The following is a 16,720-nucleotide window of genomic DNA, read 5'->3' as shown; positions in this document are numbered from 1 at the left end:
CTTTGTGTTCCTTCGTGTCCACCGGACTGATAGGTTCGCCGCTGGAGGGACGAAAAACTGTGAAAACCGATAGCATCTCGACCGAAACGGACGACAAGAAGGCAACCAAGGATGTGCGCGGCCCCGGACGGCGCCTGCACGGCGCGATCGCCCACAAGCTGGGAACGGAGATCTTGTCAGGCAAGTACCAACCGGGAGACATTCTTTCCGGCGAGGTCGCCTTTGCCGAGGAATTGAAGGTTTCGCGCAGCGCCTATCGCGAGGCGATACAGGTGCTGACGGCCAAGGGACTGGTCGCCAGCCGGCCCAAGGCGGGTACGCGCGTCATGCCGCGCGACCGCTGGAACCTGCTCGATCCCGATGTGTTGGGCTGGGCCTTCACCGGCGATCCCGATGTCGAATTCGTGCGCAGCCTGTTCGAACTGCGCGCCATCGTCGAACCGGCCGCGGCCCGCCTTGCCGCGCAGCGCCGCGATCGCGACGACCTCAAGACCATGAAGGCCGCACTGGCCGACATGCGCCGCCATACGCTGACGACTGAGGCCGGGCGCGCCGCGGACCGCGATTTCCACAATGCGATCCTGCAGGCGACCCGCAACGACGCGCTGATGGTGCTGAGCGCCAGCATCGGCGCCGCGGTCAACTGGACGACCCAGTTCAAGCAGCGTTCGCGCGCCCTGCCGCGCAATCCCATGCCGGACCACGTGCTGGTCTATGACGCGATCGCAGCCGGCGACGGCGAGGCGGCGGCGGCGGCGATGAACGTGCTGGTCGAACTCGCCCTGGACGATACGCGCAGCGCGATGGAGGAATGATCCCGATCCTCGCGGCCTGACCGCGGCTGACGGGCGAGAGGCTGCATCCGGACGAAAAGACGAAAAAGGGCGGCACCCGCAAGTGCCGCCCTTTCCATTTCATGCCGGTCGATGGCGAATCAGGCCGCGGCCTGCACCTTCGGCTCGGGCAGCGCCTGCGTCGGCTTGCTGCCCCACAAGGCGTAGAACAGGATGTAAAGCTCGCACACCGCGGTCAGCAGGAACGACAGCTGCAGGCCATAGCGGTCGGCAAGCCAGCCCTGCACCACGACCAGCGCGCCGCCCGCGATCGCCATGATCAGCAGGCCCGATCCTTCCTCGGTCAGCGGGCCAAGACCCTTGATGCCCAAAGTGAAGATCGTGGGGAACATGATCGAGTGGAACAGCCCCACCAGGATCAGCGACCACATCGCGACAGGACCGCTGGCAAAGACGGTGATCATCATCACCACGAACGCGCCGACCGAAAACACCGCCAGCACATGGCCCGGATCGAATCGCTGCATGATCGCGGATCCGGCAAAGCGTCCGACCATCATGCCCGCCCACAGGAAGGTCAGGTAGCGGCCGGCCTGCTCATAGGTTAGATTGGCGATGTCGGGCTGGGCGACGAAGTTGACGAACAGATTGGCGACGCCGATTTCCGCGATCAGGTAGATGAAGATCGCGGGCACGCCGAACACCAGATTGCGGTGCTTCCACAGCGACAGGTTCTTGCGCTCTTCCTTGGAACTGCGCGCATTGGCCGAACCCATCGCAGGCAGCGGAAAACGCGCGATGATGATGGCCAGCACGATCAGCACCGCAGCGACAAGGCCATAGGGCAGGATCACCGATTGCGCATCGGCCAGCCGTTCGGCTTCGGTCAGGACGGTTCCGGCCTCTGCCGTGCCGCCGCGCGACCGGCCAAGGATCAGATAGGCGCCGAACAGCGGAGCCAGCATCGTGCCCGCCGAATTCATCGCCTGCACGAGGTTGAGGCGCGATGACGCGGTCTCGGGCTTGCCGACGACGGCGACATAGGGATTGGCCGCGACCTGCAGCAGGGTGATCCCGCAGGCGATCACGAACAGCATGGTCAGCGTCACACCATAGGACGGCAGGCTGGCTGCCAGCATCATGCCCAGCGATCCGGCCGCCATGACCAGCAGGCCGACCACCAGCGAGCTCTTGTACCCGATCCGCTCGATCAGCTTGGCCGAGGGAATCGATGCCACGAAATAGGCGATGAACCACACCGATTCGATCAGCGTCGTCTCGGTATAGTTGAGGTCGAACACGCTGCGCAGATGCGGCAGCAGCGTGTTGTTGATGACGGTGATAAAGCCCCACATGAAGAACAGGCTGGCCAGCAGCGTCAGCGCCGGGCCGTATTTCACGACGGTGCCGTCGGGCGCCAACGCGCGCCCATCACTGGACACGCCGGGGGACGAGGGGGTTGAAGGCATCGGTTTCCTCTCTGACGCAGCGCGGCCTGCATTGCCTATGAAGCGGCTTGCGCTTTCTTGATTTGTCGGACTATATGCGAGGAAAGGGTCCCGTCAATGGGGCACGACAACTCCATGCATAGACGGGAGCGAATTGGGAATGAGGAATCGCTGGAATATCATGACTGGCGCGGCATTTGCCGCCCTGTCGTTTGCCTCGCTGTCGGTGGGCGCCGCCCCCGCGCTGGCCGCAGAGGCGACGCAGCAATCCGCCGGCACGCTGGCCGACGGCACCGAAGTGACCGAAATCACGCTGACCGGCGAGAACGGCGTATCCGTTTCCATCCTGACCCTGGGCGCGACGCTGCATGAATTCATGGTCCCCGACCGCGACGGCAATGTCGCGGACATCGCCGTCAGCTATGGCGAGGTGTCCGATTATGAAAAGGCACCCAACTATTGGGGCGCGACCATCGGGCGCTATGCCAATCGCATCGACGGCGGCGCCTTCACGCTCGACGGCAAGACCTATCAGCTGACCCAGAACGACGGCGCGAATTCGCTGCATGGCGGCGGCAGCGCGTGGGACGTGCGCAACTGGACCGTCGAATCGGTGGAATCCGGCCCGAACGCCAGCGTGCGCCTGACGCTGCAGAGCCCCGACGGCGAGAACGGCTATCCCGGAGCGGTCAATGCGGCGGTGACCTATTTCCTCGACGACGCGGGTTCGCTGCGCATCGAATTTGACGCGACGACCAACAAGCCAACGATCATCAACATGACCAATCACGCGCTGTTCAACATGGCGGGCGAGGGCGCACCCGAGGGCGCGATGGGCAATGTGCTGACCATTCCCGCCAGCCATTACACCCCGGTGAACGAGAATCTGATCCCCACCGGCGAATTGCGCCCCGTCGAAGGGTCGGTGTTCGATTTCCGCGCAGGCAAGCCGCTGCATGACGGGCTGCGCGACGGGACCAATCCGCAGATCGTCGTCGGCCGCGGCTTCGACCATAATTTCGCGCTGGACAAGGGCGTGACGGCCGAGCCGGAAATGGCCGCCCGTCTGGAGGATCCCGCCTCGGGCCGCGTGCTGGAAGTGCTGACGACCGAACCGGGGCTGCAGCTTTACACCGGCAATTTCCTCGACGGGACCTATATCGGCAAGAACAGCCACGTCTATCGCATGGGCGACGGCATCGCGCTTGAACCGCAGAAATTCCCCAACGCCCCCAACCAACCCGAATTCGTTTCTCCGCGCGTCGATCCGGGCAAGCCCTACCGGCATGTCATGATCTATCGCGTGTCCGTCGACCGCTGAACCGAGTAACCGCTATCATGACCGACACCCAGAAGCCGAAACTGCGCTCGCGCGCCTGGTTCGACAATCCCGACAATATCGACATGACCGCGCTCTATCTTGAGCGTTATCTGAACTTCGGCCTCAGCCTCGAGGAACTGCGCTCGGGCAAGCCGATCATCGGCATCGCGCAATCGGGCAGCGATCTGTCGCCCTGCAACCGCCACCATCTGGTGCTCGCGGAGCGCGTGCGCGAAGGCATCCGCGAAGCGGGCGGCATCGCGCTGGAATTTCCGGTCCACCCGATCCAGGAAACCGGCAAGCGGCCCACCGCCGCGCTCGACCGCAACCTGTCCTATCTGGGTCTGGTCGAGGCGCTGTACGGCTATCCGCTCGACGGCGTCGTGCTGACCACCGGCTGCGACAAGACGACGCCCGCCATGCTGATGGCGGCGGCCACGGTGAACATCCCGGCCATCGCCCTGTCGGTCGGCCCCATGCTGAACGGCTGGCACAAGGGTGAGCGGACCGGTTCGGGCACCATCGTGTGGAAGGCGCGCCAGATGCTGGCCGCGGGCCAGATCGACGACGAGGGCTTCATCAAGCTGGTCGCATCGTCGGCCCCGTCAACGGGCTATTGTAACACCATGGGCACCGCGACCACGATGAACTCGCTGGCCGAGGCGCTGGGCATGATGCTGCCCGGTTCCGCCGCGATCCCCGCGCCCTATCGCGACCGGCAGGAGTGCGCCTATCTCACCGGCAAGCGCGTGGTCGAGATGGTGCACGAAGACCTCAAGCCGTCGGACATCATGACGAAGGACGCGTTCCACAATGCCATCGTCACCAACTCGGCCATCGGCGGTTCGACCAATGCGCCGATCCACCTTGCCGCCATCGCGCGCCACATGGGGGTCGAGCTTGAGCTGAAGGAATGGGAGACGCTGGGCCACCACGTCCCGCTGCTGGTCAATCTGCAGCCCGCGGGCGAATATCTGGGCGAGGAATATTACCGCGCCGGCGGCGTCCCCGCCGTGGTCGCGCAGCTGATCGGGCAGGGCCTGATCCGCGAGGGCGCAATGACCGTCAACGGCAAGACCATGGGCGACAATTGCCGCGACGCCACGATCGAGGACGAGCGCGTGATCAAGCGCTTCGATCAGCCGCTGCTGAAGGACGCGGGCTTCATCGTGCTGTCGGGCAATCTGTTCGACGCCGCGATCATGAAGACCAGCGTGATCTCGGACGAGTTCCGCCAGCGCTATCTCTCGAACCCCGACGACCCCGAGGCGTTCGAAGGCCCCGCCGTCGTGTTCGACGGTCCGGAGGATTATCACGAGCGCATCGACGACCCGGCGCTGAACATTACGCCGCAGACGCTGATGTTCATGCGCGGCGCAGGCCCCATCGGCTATCCCGGCGCGGCAGAGGTCGTGAATATGCGCCCGCCCAGCTATCTGATTACCGAAGGCGTCTCGGCGCTGCCCTGCATCGGCGACGGACGCCAGTCGGGCACATCGGGAAGCCCTTCGATCCTCAACGCCAGCCCAGAAGCGGCGGCGATGGGCGGTCTGGCGCTGCTCAAGACGGGCGACCGCGTGCGGATCGACCTGCGCAAGGGCACCGTCAACGTGCTGATCCCCGACGAGGAACTGGCCCAGCGCCGCGCCGATCTGGAAGCCAAGGGCGGCTATCCCTATCCCGCCTCGCAGACGCCGTGGCAGGAAATGCAGCGCGGCGTGGTCGGCCAGATGAACACCGGCGCGATCCTCGAAGGCGCGGAGAAATACCAGCGCATCGCCCAGACCAAGGGACTGCCGCGCGACAACCATTGATCCCCTTCTATCGGTGAAACAAGGCCGCGGGGGGTGCATATGGCACCGCCCGCGGTTTTCGTATCGGCTTCGAAACCCCGAGAGACATGCAAGTGCGCGCGGAATGATCGCCTCCGAAACGGGGGCGTGACCGTTCATTCAGCGGGTTTACCCCGATTGCCTGCCACCTCGATCATGTCACCAACTTCATCGGCATTGTTTGGGCGATTGGAGGGAGTGACAGGCGATGATGCGAAATCTGGCGGCCGAGTTTTTCGGCACGTTCTGGCTGGTATTCGGTGGATGCGGTGCGGCGGTGTTGGCGGCGGGATTTCCCGAACTTGGCATCGGCTTTGCGGGCGTGTCGCTGGCATTCGGGCTGACCGTGCTGACGATGGCCTATGCGGTCGGCGGCATTTCGGGCGGGCATTTCAACCCGGCGGTGTCGCTGGGGCTGGCCGTGGCGCGGCGCTTCGCGTGGAAGGATCTGGTGCCCTACTGGATCGCGCAGGTGGTGGGCGCCATCGTCGCCGCGGCCGTATTGTTCGCCATCGCATCGGGGCAGGCGGGGTGGGAGCCGGGCGGCTTTGCCACCAATGGCTATGGCCTGCTGTCGCCGGGCGGCTATTCGATGATGGCGGCGCTGCTGATCGAGATCGTGCTGACCGCGGGCTTCCTGATCGTGATCCTGGGATCGACCAGCGCGGCGGTGCCGGGCGGTTTCGCGCCGATCGGCATCGGGCTCGCGCTGACGCTGATCCACCTCGTCTCGATCCCGGTGACCAATACTTCGGTCAATCCCGCGCGGTCCACCGGCGTGGCGCTGTTCGCCGAAACGGCCGCGATTCCGCAGCTCTGGCTGTTCTGGGTCGCCCCACTTGTAGGCGGAGCGCTGGGCGCGCTGATCTGGCGCTATGTGCTGATGCCGGGCGAACCGCTGGCAGGGGTCGGGGGCGAGGGCGCATAAAGCGCTCTTTGCTACCCCAACGGAAAGGGGCCCGATGCATCGCGCGCCGGGCCCCTTTCTTTGTTCGGTTTGAAAAAATCAGACGCTGATCGGCTCGTCGTCGTCTTCGTCGGCGACCAGCACGATGGCAAGCACGAAACCGGCCAGAGCAGCAACCGCCAGGATCGGCGAAGCCTCAAGCTGGCTGGCCTGCTTCGCAGGTGCACTCGCGCGCGTATCCTCGGCTGCCATGACGGGGCCCGCGGCCAGCAGGGATGCAGCAGCGGCAGTAAGCATGATCTTCTTCATCGGCTTCTCCGGTTCTCTTGGCCCAAAATCCGGCCATTTTCACGCATCGCAGCGTAGTTCCGACAAGCCCCCCTGAAATTCGAAGCCAGTCGATTGCGACCATCGAACAGGATTGTGACAAAAAAAGGGGCCAATTCATAGCCCCCGTTGCCGATTACTTTGTTGCAGTGCACAAAATGCCACACTCACGGTTTTGACCCGATGTCAGAAAGGCGGCGCGCCGACCCAGATCCAGCCGCCAAAGGCCATCGACGCGGCAAGGCACAGGATTGCGCGCCACACGGGTACGGGCTCCATGCCTGTCTTGCCGGCGGGCAAGGGGCGGTGTCCGGTGATCATCGCGCCGACCAGATTCTCGCGCATCACCGCAAGATAGAAGATGATCGCGGCGATATGCACCGCGATCAGGGCGACGAGGACCCAGAAGAAATTGTGATGCCAGTCGGTCAACCAGTCGGCGGTCATCACCCCGACCAGTTCGTTCAGCGGGCCGGTCGCCCCGTCACAGGGATCGCCGGCAAACAGCCCCATCGCGATCTGCAGCAGCATCGCGCTCAGCAGCGCCAGCACGCTCCATCCTCCGGCCGCATTATGCCCCGCGGCCGGTTCGTGGCGGCCGCGCAGCGACCGAAGATAGGCGGCCACGGCCCGAGGCCCCTTCACGAAAGAGCCGAAACGCGCGGTGGAGCTTCCGAAGAAGCCCCACAGCACGCGGAATACCACCAGCACCAGCAGCGACAGGCCCAGCCGCATGTGCCAGCCCATCTCGTTATTCTCTGCCGTCCACCACAATGCGGGGATCAGCAGGACGAATGCCCAGTGGCAGATGCGAACGGGCAGGTCCCAGAGTTTCACAGGTTTTTCGGGCATTTACGCGCTCAAATCACGAACGGGCTTTGCGTTCCGCGCCCGATCAGTCTTCCTTTTCGCGGAACTGGTCGTGACAGTTCTTGCAGGCGCCGCCCAGCTCCTTGACCGCGGCCTGCACGGTGGCGGCATCGCGGCTGTCGGCAGCGGCCAGCATGGTGCGGCTTGCGCCCAGCATGCGTTCGGTCGCAGCGGAAAACTCCTCCGGCTTTTCCCAGATCGTGTCCAGCGCCTCGGTATCGGCGCCATCGGCGGGGCCGGTGCACTCGGGGAAATGTTCGGGGATCAGCACCGCATTGTCAGCGATGATTCGCGCATTCGCCTGGATCGCATCGAAATCGGGAGAACCCTTCTCAAGCTCGCCCCGGATCACCTTGAAAGCATCGCCGATCCCCTCGAAATTATCGTGGCGAACCTTCAGGATATCCATGTCGGCGGGCGCTGCGGCCATCTCCGTTTCGGTATCGGCCACTGCCGTGTCATCCGCCGTTTCGCCGCAGGCCGCCAGCGACAAGGTCATGGCAAGCGCGGCAAAAGATGTGGCGGAAATGCGGGTGAGGGCCATGGGCGGTTCTCCTGTCTGGCAAAGATGGCGCATGTTCGGTCAACAAATCTGCATGAGCAGCTTTGCACGATTGTTGCGACTTGCCAATGAATTCGCAATACCGCTTTACGCGGCCACGATATTCTCAGCGACAATGTGCCAAAACGCTTTCGCGTCCAGTCCGCCTTGTCTCAAAGCGAGGCTGGCGGTCAGGCGATCCACAGCCTGATCAGCCAGCCGACCGCGCCCAGCACCGCGACGCTGGCCGCCCAGATCCCCGCCATCCAGGCCAGCCGCTTCCACAGCGGCCGCGCTTCGGCTTTCGCGCCGGGCGGGGTGTGCTGCCGCGTCAATGATACCCCTCGTCGCCGACCTTGCCGCGAAACACCCAATAGGCCCAGAACGTATAGGCCAAGATGAACGGCATGGTGATCGCGACACCCACCAGCATGAATATCTGGCTGCGTTCGGGCGCGGCGGCGTCCCAGATGGTAAGGTCAGGGGGCACCACATTGGGCCAGATCGTCGCGCCAAGCCCCACCATGCCCAGCACGAACAGCGCGATGCCCAGCCAGAACGGCAGCACTTCGCGCCCCTTCCACAAAGATCGCCACAGCCAGATCGCGATGATCGCCGTCGCGATCGGAATGGGCCACGCGTAATAGATCTCGGGCGCGGACAGCCAGCGCTCCTCGTATTCGGGGCGCAGCACGATATTATACAGCGAAACCGCACCCATCAGCACCACGGTGATCGCGCAGGCGTATCGCGCCATGCGATAGGCGTGCAGCTGGCACTTGCCGCTGGTCTTCCACACCAGCCAGCACGCGCCCAGCAGCGCATAGCCCGCGACCGTGCCCGCACCCGTCAGCAGCGTATAGGGCGTCAGCCAGTCGAACCAGCTGCCCGCATAGGCGCGGTCCGCGATGGTCACGCCCTGCAGCATCGCGCCCAGCACCATGCCCTGCGACAGCGCCGCCACCAGCGATCCACCGCAGAACGCCCAGTCCCAGAACGCGCGGTGCCGCGGGTCGCGCCAGCGATATTCGAACGCCACGCCCCGGAACACCAGCCCCAGCAGCATCGCGATGATCAGCGGATAGGTGGCGGGCAGCAGGATCGCATAGGCCAGCGGAAAGGCCGCGAACAATCCGCCGCCGCCCAGCACCAGCCAGGTCTCGTTCCCGTCCCACACCGGCGCGATGGCGTTCATCGCTCGGTCCCGCTCGACCCCCGCCTCGATCGAGGGAAACAATATGCCGATGCCAAGGTCGAACCCGTCCATCACCACATAGGCAAAGATGGCAAAGGCGATGATGAAGGCCCAGATGACGGTCAGATCGACGGAAACGGCCATCAGTCGCCTTCCTCTTCCATGGGCGGGGTATCGCGGGTCTCGGCCGGCAGGTCGTCCTGCCCAAGCCCGGGCGTGACGCCGGCCGTGCGGATCGGGCCATCGTCGCCGCGCTGCATCGCCGATTCATGGCTGTGCGGCATCGAGGACATCAGGCGCAGGATATACCACACGCCCACGCCGAACACCGCGAAATAGACCAGCACAAAGGCGGTCAGCGATGCGCCCAGCGCGGGGGCCGCCAGCGGGCTTGCCGAATCCTCGGTCCGCAGCAGGCCATAGACAGTATAGGGCTGCCGCCCGACTTCGGTGGTGAACCAGCCCGCGATCACCGCGACAAAGCCCGACGGCCCCATCAGAATTGCCGCGCGGTGCAGCCACGGCCAGTCGTAGAGCTTGCCCCGGACGCGCGCGAACAGGCTCCACAGCCCAAGCCCCAGCATCGCAAAGCCAAGCCCCACCATGATGCGGAATGTCCAGAAGATCACCTCGACCGGCGGGCGTTCGTCCCTCGGCACCGTGTCCAGACCCGCCAGCGGCGCATCCGGATCGTGCTTCAGGATCAGCGAGGACATTTTCGGAATTTCGACCGCATAGCGCACAGTCTCATCCTCGCTGTCGGGAATGCCGAACAGGATCAGCGGCGCGCCGTCGGGATGGCTTTCGAAATGGCCTTCCATCGCCATCACCTTGGCGGGCTGATGCTCCAGCGTGTTCAGCCCGTGCATGTCGCCCGCGAATATCTGGATCGGCGCGACCACCACGATCATGCCCATCGCCATCGAGAACATGGTGCGCGCCTGCTTGTTCGTATGATCGCGCAGCAGGTGCCACCCGCCGACGCCGCCCACGACCAGCGCGGTCGTCAGATAGGCCGCGATCCCGGTGTGGACGAGGCGATAGGGAAAGCTGGGGTTGAAGATGATGTCGAGCCAGCTGTCGCCCGGCAGGAACTGCCCGTTCGCACCGATGACATAGCCGGTGGGCGTGTGCATCCAGCTGTTGACCGACAGGATCCAGAACGCGCTGATGAATGTGCCCAGCGCCACCATCAGCGTGGCGGCGAAATGCAGCTTGCGCCCCACGCGCTCCATCCCGAACAGCATGACGCCCAAGAACCCGGCTTCGAGGAAGAAGGCGGTCAGCACTTCGTAAGCCATCAGCGGCCCGATGACCGGCCCCGCCTTGTCCGAGAACACCGACCAGTTGGTGCCGAACTGATAGCTCATCACGATGCCCGACACGACGCCCATGGCGAAGGCGACGGCAAAGATCTTCAGCCAGTACCGGAACAGGTCGAGATAGCGCTCCCGCCCCGTCCACAGCCACATTCCCTCAAGCACCGCCAGATAGCTGGCCAGCCCGATCGAGAACGATGGGAAGATGAAGTGAAAGCTGACCGTGAACGCGAATTGCGCACGGGCCAGAAACAGAGCGTCGAGTCCCTCGAACATGACCGCGCTCCTAGACCTTTATCGCGGGCACTTGAACCTCATTCTGCGCAACTGCGCTTGCATGCCGCGCTTTGGAAGCCCGTCAGTCGCCGTCGAAGGTAATCAGGGAATGGACCTCCACTCCCGCATCGCGCAGCCGCTGCGCGCCGCCCAGATCGGGCAGGTCGATCACGAACAGCGCTTGGCGGACATGCGATCCGCGCCCTTCCAGCAGTTCCACCGCCGCCAGCGCGGTGCCTCCCGTCGCGATCAGATCGTCGACCAGCACGATCGTCGCGCCGGGTCCGCAGGCATCGTCGTGCATTTCCAGCATGTCGGTGCCGTATTCCAGCGCATATTCGACCGAAACGCGCGGCCCGGGCAGCTTGCCCCGCTTCCTTAGCATCAGCACCCCGCAGCCGAGTCGATAGGCGAGGGCGGAGGCGAAGATGAAACCCCGCGCCTCGGTCCCGGCGATCAGCTCCGGAGGATCGCCCTCAAGCGCTTCAGCCAGCCGGTCGATGGTCGATGCGAACGCGCCGCCGTCCAGCATCAGGGTGGAAATATCGCGAAACACGATCCCCGGCTTCGGGTGGTCGGGAATCGTGCGGATCAACTCTGCCAGATCGGCATTGGGCGTTTCTTGCGTAATCATCGCGAAAGCCTAGCGGCTTGTGCCGCCTCTCGCCAGACGCTAAGGGCGCGCTCAATTCTTTCTCATCCATGGAATCGGACGCCTGCGGCCCTTGCGCCGCCAGCGCCCCCTATCGGCAGGTAATCGGCATATGAAGATCAGCGGCGTGGACATCCGTCCCGGCAATATCCTGGAATATGAAGGCGGCATCTGGAAGGTCGCCAAGATCCAGCACACCCAGCCCGGCAAGGGCGGCGCGTACATGCAGGTCGAGATGAAGAACCTGCAGGACGGCCGCAAGACCAATGTCCGCTTCCGCAGCGCCGACACGATCGAGCGCGTCCGCCTCGACACCAAGGACTTCCAGTTCCTCTATGCCGAGGGCGACATGCTGGTGTTCATGGACACCGAGACCTACGAGCAGATCAACCTGCCCGCCGACCTCCTCGGCGATGCGGCCGCCTTCCTTGAGGACGGCATGCAGGTCACGCTGGAACTGTGGGAGGAAAAGCCCATCTCGGTCCAGCTTCCCGAACAGATCGAGGCCACCATCGTCGAGGCCGACGCCGTGGTGAAGGGTCAGACCGCGTCCTCCAGCTACAAGCCCGCCGTGCTTGAAAACGGCGTGCGCGTGATGGTCCCGCCCCACATCGAAAGCGGCACGCGCATCGTGGTCGATGTGTATGAGCGCACCTACGTCGGCAAAGCCGGCTAAGGCACCGGCTTTCGCCCCATGCCGGGCTGCGAAAGCCATCCGCCTTGCGCTTCCGGTGCTCACATACTTGCAGTACGCCCAAAGCAGTTTACGGGGGCGCCGGTTCTCGGCGGACACCATTTTCGCTCCGGCCTAGGCCCAAATCCGGCACCTTAGACCTTACCAACCAGAGTAATCGATATGGCAGTTTCCGGTATCATTCGCGTGCTAGAGCGCGCCGCCCGCAAGGCCGGTTCGCGCTTGCGCCGCGATTTCGGCGAGGTCGAGCATCTGCAGGTCAGCCGCAAGGGGCCTGCCGATTTCGTGTCCAAGGCCGACCAGGCGGCAGAGCGCATCCTGTGGGACGAACTGCGCGCCGCGCGCCCCGACTGGGGCTTCCTCCTTGAGGAAGCGGGCGAGATCAAGGGCGACGAGACCAAGCCGCGCTTCGTGATCGATCCGCTCGACGGCACGACCAACTTCCTCCACGGCATGCCGCATTTCGCGATTTCGATCGCGGTGCAGGAACCCAAGCTCGACGGGTCTGGCTGGGGCGAGGTGACCGCGGCGCTTGTCTATCAGCCGATTACCGACGAAAGCTTCTGGGCGGAAAAGAGCCGCGGCGCATGGCTGCACGATGCGCGCCTGCGCGTTTCGGCCCGGCGCGACCTGTCCGAATCGCTGATCGCCACGGGCATTCCGTTCGGCGGCCACGGCAATTTCCCCGAATGGATGAAGATCGCCAGCGCCATCGGTCCGCGCGTCGCGGGCATCCGCCGCTTCGGCGCGGCCTCGCTCGACCTCGCATGGGTCGCGGCGGGCCGGTACGAAGGTTTCTGGGAAGCGGGCCTCAAGCCATGGGACAGCGCGGCAGGCTGCCTGCTGATCCGCGAGGCGGGCGGTTTCGTCTCCGACTGGCGGGGCCGTTCGCTGCCGATCTGCGACCAGACGATCCTTGCCGGCAACGACACGCTCCATTCGCGGCTGCACAAGCTGCTGGTGGGCGCATTGAAAGCGGATTGATCTTTTATCCTGCTTGATGGCAGGTCCTTCTGTTACTAAAGGGCCTGCTCCACCGCGCTTTGCATTCGCGAAACGTGCCCCTGTGGCGGAATGGTAGACGCGAACGACTCAAAATCGTTTGTCGCAAGACGTGCCCGTTCGAGTCGGGCCAGGGGCACCACTTCCCGCAAAAATTCGCGTTCATCGGGCAGCAATCTTGCTGGCGCGGCGGTCAAACGGCTGTTATCGGGCTGATTAATGCCCGGTTTTCCAACATATCACGCGCTGGGCGCCATGGTGCTGACCGTGGGGATGTTCATCGCCTTCGCGCGCGGCCGCATCGCGACCGAGATCGTAAGCCTTGCGACCATCGCGCTCATTGCGCTGGGCCTGTTCTTCTTCCCGCTTGATCCGCTGCACCCCACCGACGGGCTGATGCTGGCATTCTCGGGCTTTGGCCATCCCGCGCTGATCACCATCTGCGCGCTGATGATCATGGGCCGCGGGCTGGTCGTGACCGGCGCGCTCGAACCGGCGACGCGTTTCCTCGACAGCGTGTGGAAGATCAACACGCAGCTCGGCATGCTGGTCTCGCTGCTGATGGCGATGCTGCTGTCGATGATGGTGAACGACACGCCGGTGCTGGTGCTGCTGCTGCCGATCTTCGTGGCGCTGGCCGAACGCGGCGCGATGGCGGCATCGAAAACGCTGATCCCGCTCAATGCCGCGGTGCTGATCGGCGGCATGGCGACGACCATCGGCACCTCGACCAACCTGCTGGTCGTCTCCATCGCCGAGGATCTGGGCATGGAGCACATGCGCGTGTTCGATTTCACGCCCATCGTCGCCATCGCCGCGCTGGTGGCGCTGCCTTATCTGTGGCTGGTGATGCCGCGCCTGCTGCCCGATCACGGCACCGCGAATCTGCGCCAGCACCGCGCCTTTGCCGCCACCTTGCGGGTCGACGACAATTCCGAACTGATCGGCCTGACCCCGCGCGACCTCGAAGAGCAGCTGCCCGACAATTTCCGCTTCGAAGGCCCGCTCGACCGCCAGATCACCGCCAATTCGCGACTGCCCGTCAGCGGATCGCACCGCGCGCTGGAAGAGGCGATGCGCACCTTCAAGGCCCGCGTCGCGCCCGCCTGGGTGATCGAGCGCCTGAACGCCGCCGCCCATTCGCAGCAGGCCGACGTGGTGGTGGTGGAAATGGCGATCACCGCCGAATCACGCCTCGTCGGGCTGACGATTCCGTCCTCGGGCGTCGCGGGCCAGTTCGGCGTCGCAGTCCTCGGCATCCATCAGCAGCAGCGCGGACCCGATAAGGGCCGCCACGAATATTCCGAGCTTCAGCTGAAGGCCGGCGACGTGCTGCTCGTCATGGGGCCGATCGCCGAGATCGAGGAATTCGCCGAGACCGACCGGCTGCTCCTGCTCGAAGGCGCGAAGGAAGTGCCGCGCCGGTCCAAGGCGGTGCTGGCAGGCGCGATCATGGTCGGTTCGGTCGCCACCGCCAGCTTCGGCCTGTGGCCCATCGCCATCGCCGCGCTGGGCGGGGCCATCGCCATGTTCGTCACCGGCTGCGTCAAGTTCGACCGGGTGGGCAGGGCGCTGTCGGCCAATGTCATCGTGCTGGTCGCGGCCAGCATCGCGATCGGTCGGCTGATCCTCGAAAGCGGGGCGGCGGAATGGCTGGGCCTCGTCATGTCGGCGGGGCTGCAATTCCTGCCGCCCGCCGCGGTGCTGGCCGCGATCATGCTGTTCGTGACGCTGCTGACCAATTTCGCGTCCAATGCGGCGGCGGCCACGGTGGGCACGCCGATCGCGTTCAACATCGCGCAGACGCTGAACCTGCCTGCCGAACCTTTGATCCTGGCCGTGCTGTTCGGCTGCAACCTGTGCTACGCGACGCCCATCGCCTATCAGACCAACATGCTGATCATGGAGGAGGGCGGCTATCAGTTCCGCGACTATATCCGCACCGGCGTGCCGCTCGTCATGCTGATGGCGACCACGCTGTCGATCCTGCTGGTGATGTTCTACATGTGATCAGGGGGTGACGGGCGGCCAGCCGGGCGCGTGGCCCGGCCCCAGCCGGTAACCGATGGCCGGTTCGCTCAGCAGATAGCGCGGCATGTCGCGCTCGGGCTCGATCCGGCGGCGCAGCGCCCGTATCGCGACCCGCACATATTGCGCGTCATGCGCATGGCGGCCCCACAGCGCCAGCAGGTCTTCATGCGGCACGAACCGCCCTTTCGCCGCGATCAGCAGCGCCATGATCTGCGCCTCGCGTTCGGTCAGCGCATGGTCCGTGCCGTCCAGCGTCAGCACGGTCCCGTCCAGCCGGATCGACGGCGGCAGCGAAGACCCGGTGTTCAGCCACCGCAGTCTCGCCGCCAGTTCGGTCGGTTCGATGGGCCCCGTAGACAGAAATTCATCCGCGCCCGCCGCCAGCGCGGCCTGCCGGCGCGCGGCATGCGCTCTTCCGGCCAGCACGACTACGCGCTTGCCGGATGCAACATATCGCCCGATCTCGCTTTGGAAATCGTCGAGCCCAGCGCTGATGGACACCACATCGTCAGGCCAATCGAAACCACCTGCCTCACCGCCGGAGAGACCCGATAGAATCGCCAACGCAGCGCGCAATTCTTCCGTATCGTCCTCTGTCAGCCGTCCGGGGACATCGGCCCAAAAAAAATTGCTTGCGCGATCTTGCATCACCGCAAGCCCCTTCTGCAATCAAAAGTAATAATAAGTCGCTTTTCCGCCACAGCTTCGGTCATTCGTTTCAATTTCATGACGAAGCCGCTGTTCTATTGACAAGCCTGTCAAATCTGCAAGTTTCATGACCAATGGCTCGGTATGATATGAGGGCGAGCATGAAGCAAATGTATGCGCAGATGCACGAACAGAATGCACTCAACGACAATGAAGGACTGGGCGACATCGCTGCCTGGCTGGATGCGTTGAGGCAACCCGCAGACGACGTTTCTCGCGGATTTCGACGTACCATCGATTCCCTGATGAACAATTGACGAAACACGGCGGAGAGAAATCTCCGCCGTTTTTCTTTGCAGACCGGATGGGCGGAATACCCCGCCCGGAACCGGCTCCGGAACCGCATGCCCCATCCGGCGTTTCCCCGTCCATCGATAGCGAAGGGGAAATTCGCATGACAGAAGAACGCATTACGCGGGTGGATACGCCCGAAGGCAATACGCATGTCCGTACCGAAGTCATCCGCGATGCGGAACCGCGCCGTTCGGGCGGGTTCGGCGTCATGCTGCTGGTGGTGCTGGTCATCGCGCTGCTGGTGGGCGGCTTCGTCCTGATGCAGGGCCAGAACGCCGAAATCGCCAAGGACAATGCCGTGGCCGATGCCGCCGGCAGCGTCGGCAATGCGGCGGAATCGATCGGCAACGCCGCCGATCAGGCCGCGGAGAAGATCGCCAACTGACAGCGCTGAAAAGCGGCGCAGGCCAAGGGGTTCACCGACCGGCCTGCGCCTTTTTCATGGCCCCAGCGATCTAGCCCGTCTTATTCACGGGGTTGGCTACGAAGGGTTGGCGGGAGTGGCATAA

General features: G+C 64.3%; 18 protein-coding genes and 1 tRNA gene. 10 read left to right on the top strand and 9 right to left on the bottom strand.

Annotation, left to right across the window (positions count from 1 at the left end):
• The first annotated feature begins 59 nt into the window (after positions 1-59).
• Positions 60-815, top strand: a complete 756-nt coding sequence (locus AC4FIJ_RS04405; protein WP_490335507.1) for a FadR/GntR family transcriptional regulator — start codon at positions 60-62, stop codon at positions 813-815.
• A gap of 119 nt (positions 816-934) precedes the next feature.
• Here the strand turns inward: AC4FIJ_RS04405 and AC4FIJ_RS04400 are convergent, their stop codons facing one another.
• Positions 935-2,263 carry a sugar MFS transporter gene (locus AC4FIJ_RS04400; protein WP_490335506.1) on the bottom strand — a complete coding sequence of 443 codons (1,329 nt, stop codon included), beginning with the start codon at positions 2,261-2,263 and terminating at the stop codon, positions 935-937.
• Between the two features lie 139 nt (positions 2,264-2,402).
• On the opposite strand from AC4FIJ_RS04400, the gene AC4FIJ_RS04395 reads away from it, so the two are divergent.
• The 3 genes from AC4FIJ_RS04395 to aqpZ all read left to right on the top strand — a co-directional run bounded on the left by AC4FIJ_RS04395 (position 2,403) and on the right by aqpZ (position 6,323).
• Positions 2,403-3,563, top strand: coding sequence for an aldose epimerase family protein (locus tag AC4FIJ_RS04395; protein WP_490335505.1), 1,161 nt, complete (start codon positions 2,403-2,405; stop codon positions 3,561-3,563).
• A 17-nt stretch (positions 3,564-3,580) separates the two neighbouring features.
• Complete coding sequence (locus tag AC4FIJ_RS04390; RefSeq protein WP_490335504.1) at positions 3,581-5,377, top strand: IlvD/Edd family dehydratase; 1,797 nt, start codon at positions 3,581-3,583, stop codon at positions 5,375-5,377.
• 226 nt (positions 5,378-5,603) lie between these two features.
• Entirely contained in the window at positions 5,604-6,323 is a 720-nt protein-coding gene (aqpZ, locus tag AC4FIJ_RS04385) for an aquaporin Z (RefSeq protein ID WP_490335503.1), read from the top strand.
• A gap of 78 nt (positions 6,324-6,401) precedes the next feature.
• Here aqpZ and AC4FIJ_RS04380 read toward each other — a convergent pair whose 3' ends face one another.
• The 7 genes from AC4FIJ_RS04380 to AC4FIJ_RS04350 all read right to left on the bottom strand — a co-directional run bounded on the left by AC4FIJ_RS04380 (position 6,402) and on the right by AC4FIJ_RS04350 (position 11,464).
• The gene (locus tag AC4FIJ_RS04380) at positions 6,402-6,611 is read right to left on the bottom strand and encodes a hypothetical protein (protein WP_490335502.1); all 210 of its coding nucleotides are present in this window, start codon (positions 6,609-6,611) and stop codon (positions 6,402-6,404) included.
• A gap of 204 nt (positions 6,612-6,815) precedes the next feature.
• Positions 6,816-7,481 (bottom strand): cytochrome b/b6 domain-containing protein, encoded by a 666-nt coding sequence (locus AC4FIJ_RS04375; RefSeq protein WP_490335501.1) that lies wholly within the window; start codon positions 7,479-7,481, stop codon positions 6,816-6,818.
• A 43-nt stretch (positions 7,482-7,524) separates the two neighbouring features.
• Entirely contained in the window at positions 7,525-8,043 is a 519-nt protein-coding gene (locus tag AC4FIJ_RS04370; RefSeq protein WP_490335500.1) for a c-type cytochrome, read from the bottom strand.
• Positions 8,044-8,231: 188 nt separating this feature from the next.
• Positions 8,232-8,375: a DUF2474 domain-containing protein gene (locus tag AC4FIJ_RS04365; RefSeq protein WP_490335499.1), complete on the bottom strand. Its 144-nt coding sequence runs from the start codon at positions 8,373-8,375 to the stop codon at positions 8,232-8,234.
• Positions 8,372-9,379 carry a cytochrome d ubiquinol oxidase subunit II gene (gene cydB, locus AC4FIJ_RS04360; RefSeq protein ID WP_490335498.1) on the bottom strand — a complete coding sequence of 336 codons (1,008 nt, stop codon included), beginning with the start codon at positions 9,377-9,379 and terminating at the stop codon, positions 8,372-8,374. Before cydB ends, AC4FIJ_RS04365 begins: the two co-directional genes overlap by 4 nt.
• Positions 9,379-10,830 (bottom strand): cytochrome ubiquinol oxidase subunit I, encoded by a 1,452-nt coding sequence (locus tag AC4FIJ_RS04355; RefSeq protein ID WP_490335497.1) that lies wholly within the window; start codon positions 10,828-10,830, stop codon positions 9,379-9,381. Before AC4FIJ_RS04355 ends, cydB begins: the two co-directional genes overlap by 1 nt.
• Positions 10,831-10,912: 82 nt before the next feature.
• Positions 10,913-11,464, bottom strand: coding sequence for an adenine phosphoribosyltransferase (locus AC4FIJ_RS04350; protein ID WP_490335496.1), 552 nt, complete (start codon positions 11,462-11,464; stop codon positions 10,913-10,915).
• Positions 11,465-11,594: 130 nt separating this feature from the next.
• Here AC4FIJ_RS04350 and efp point away from each other — a divergent pair, with 130 nt between their 5' ends.
• The 4 genes from efp to AC4FIJ_RS04330 all read left to right on the top strand — a co-directional run bounded on the left by efp (position 11,595) and on the right by AC4FIJ_RS04330 (position 15,188).
• On the top strand, positions 11,595-12,158 hold the full coding sequence (gene efp / locus AC4FIJ_RS04345; protein ID WP_185883589.1) for an elongation factor P: 564 nt from the start codon (positions 11,595-11,597) through the stop codon (positions 12,156-12,158).
• Between the two features lie 180 nt (positions 12,159-12,338).
• Positions 12,339-13,160 carry an inositol monophosphatase family protein gene (locus AC4FIJ_RS04340; protein WP_490335495.1) on the top strand — a complete coding sequence of 274 codons (822 nt, stop codon included), beginning with the start codon at positions 12,339-12,341 and terminating at the stop codon, positions 13,158-13,160.
• 76 nt (positions 13,161-13,236) lie between these two features.
• A tRNA-Leu gene (locus AC4FIJ_RS04335) sits at positions 13,237-13,320 on the top strand.
• Positions 13,321-13,397: 77 nt separating this feature from the next.
• Entirely contained in the window at positions 13,398-15,188 is a 1,791-nt protein-coding gene (locus AC4FIJ_RS04330) for an SLC13 family permease (protein ID WP_490335494.1), read from the top strand.
• Here the strand turns inward: AC4FIJ_RS04330 and AC4FIJ_RS04325 are convergent, their stop codons facing one another.
• Positions 15,189-15,710 carry a helix-turn-helix domain-containing protein gene (locus AC4FIJ_RS04325; RefSeq protein ID WP_490335493.1) on the bottom strand — a complete coding sequence of 174 codons (522 nt, stop codon included), beginning with the start codon at positions 15,708-15,710 and terminating at the stop codon, positions 15,189-15,191. It lies immediately after the preceding gene.
• A gap of 308 nt (positions 15,711-16,018) precedes the next feature.
• On the opposite strand from AC4FIJ_RS04325, the gene AC4FIJ_RS04320 reads away from it, so the two are divergent.
• Positions 16,019-16,174: a hypothetical protein gene (locus AC4FIJ_RS04320; RefSeq protein WP_490335492.1), complete on the top strand. Its 156-nt coding sequence runs from the start codon at positions 16,019-16,021 to the stop codon at positions 16,172-16,174.
• 137 nt (positions 16,175-16,311) lie between these two features.
• Positions 16,312-16,596 carry a hypothetical protein gene (locus tag AC4FIJ_RS04315; RefSeq protein ID WP_490335491.1) on the top strand — a complete coding sequence of 95 codons (285 nt, stop codon included), beginning with the start codon at positions 16,312-16,314 and terminating at the stop codon, positions 16,594-16,596.
• Positions 16,597-16,720 lie beyond the last annotated feature (124 nt).

Source organism: Croceicoccus sp. (assembly GCF_983967925.1).
Note: the sequence above shows the minus strand (reverse complement) of the source record. Positions and strands in the feature narration are given on the sequence as shown.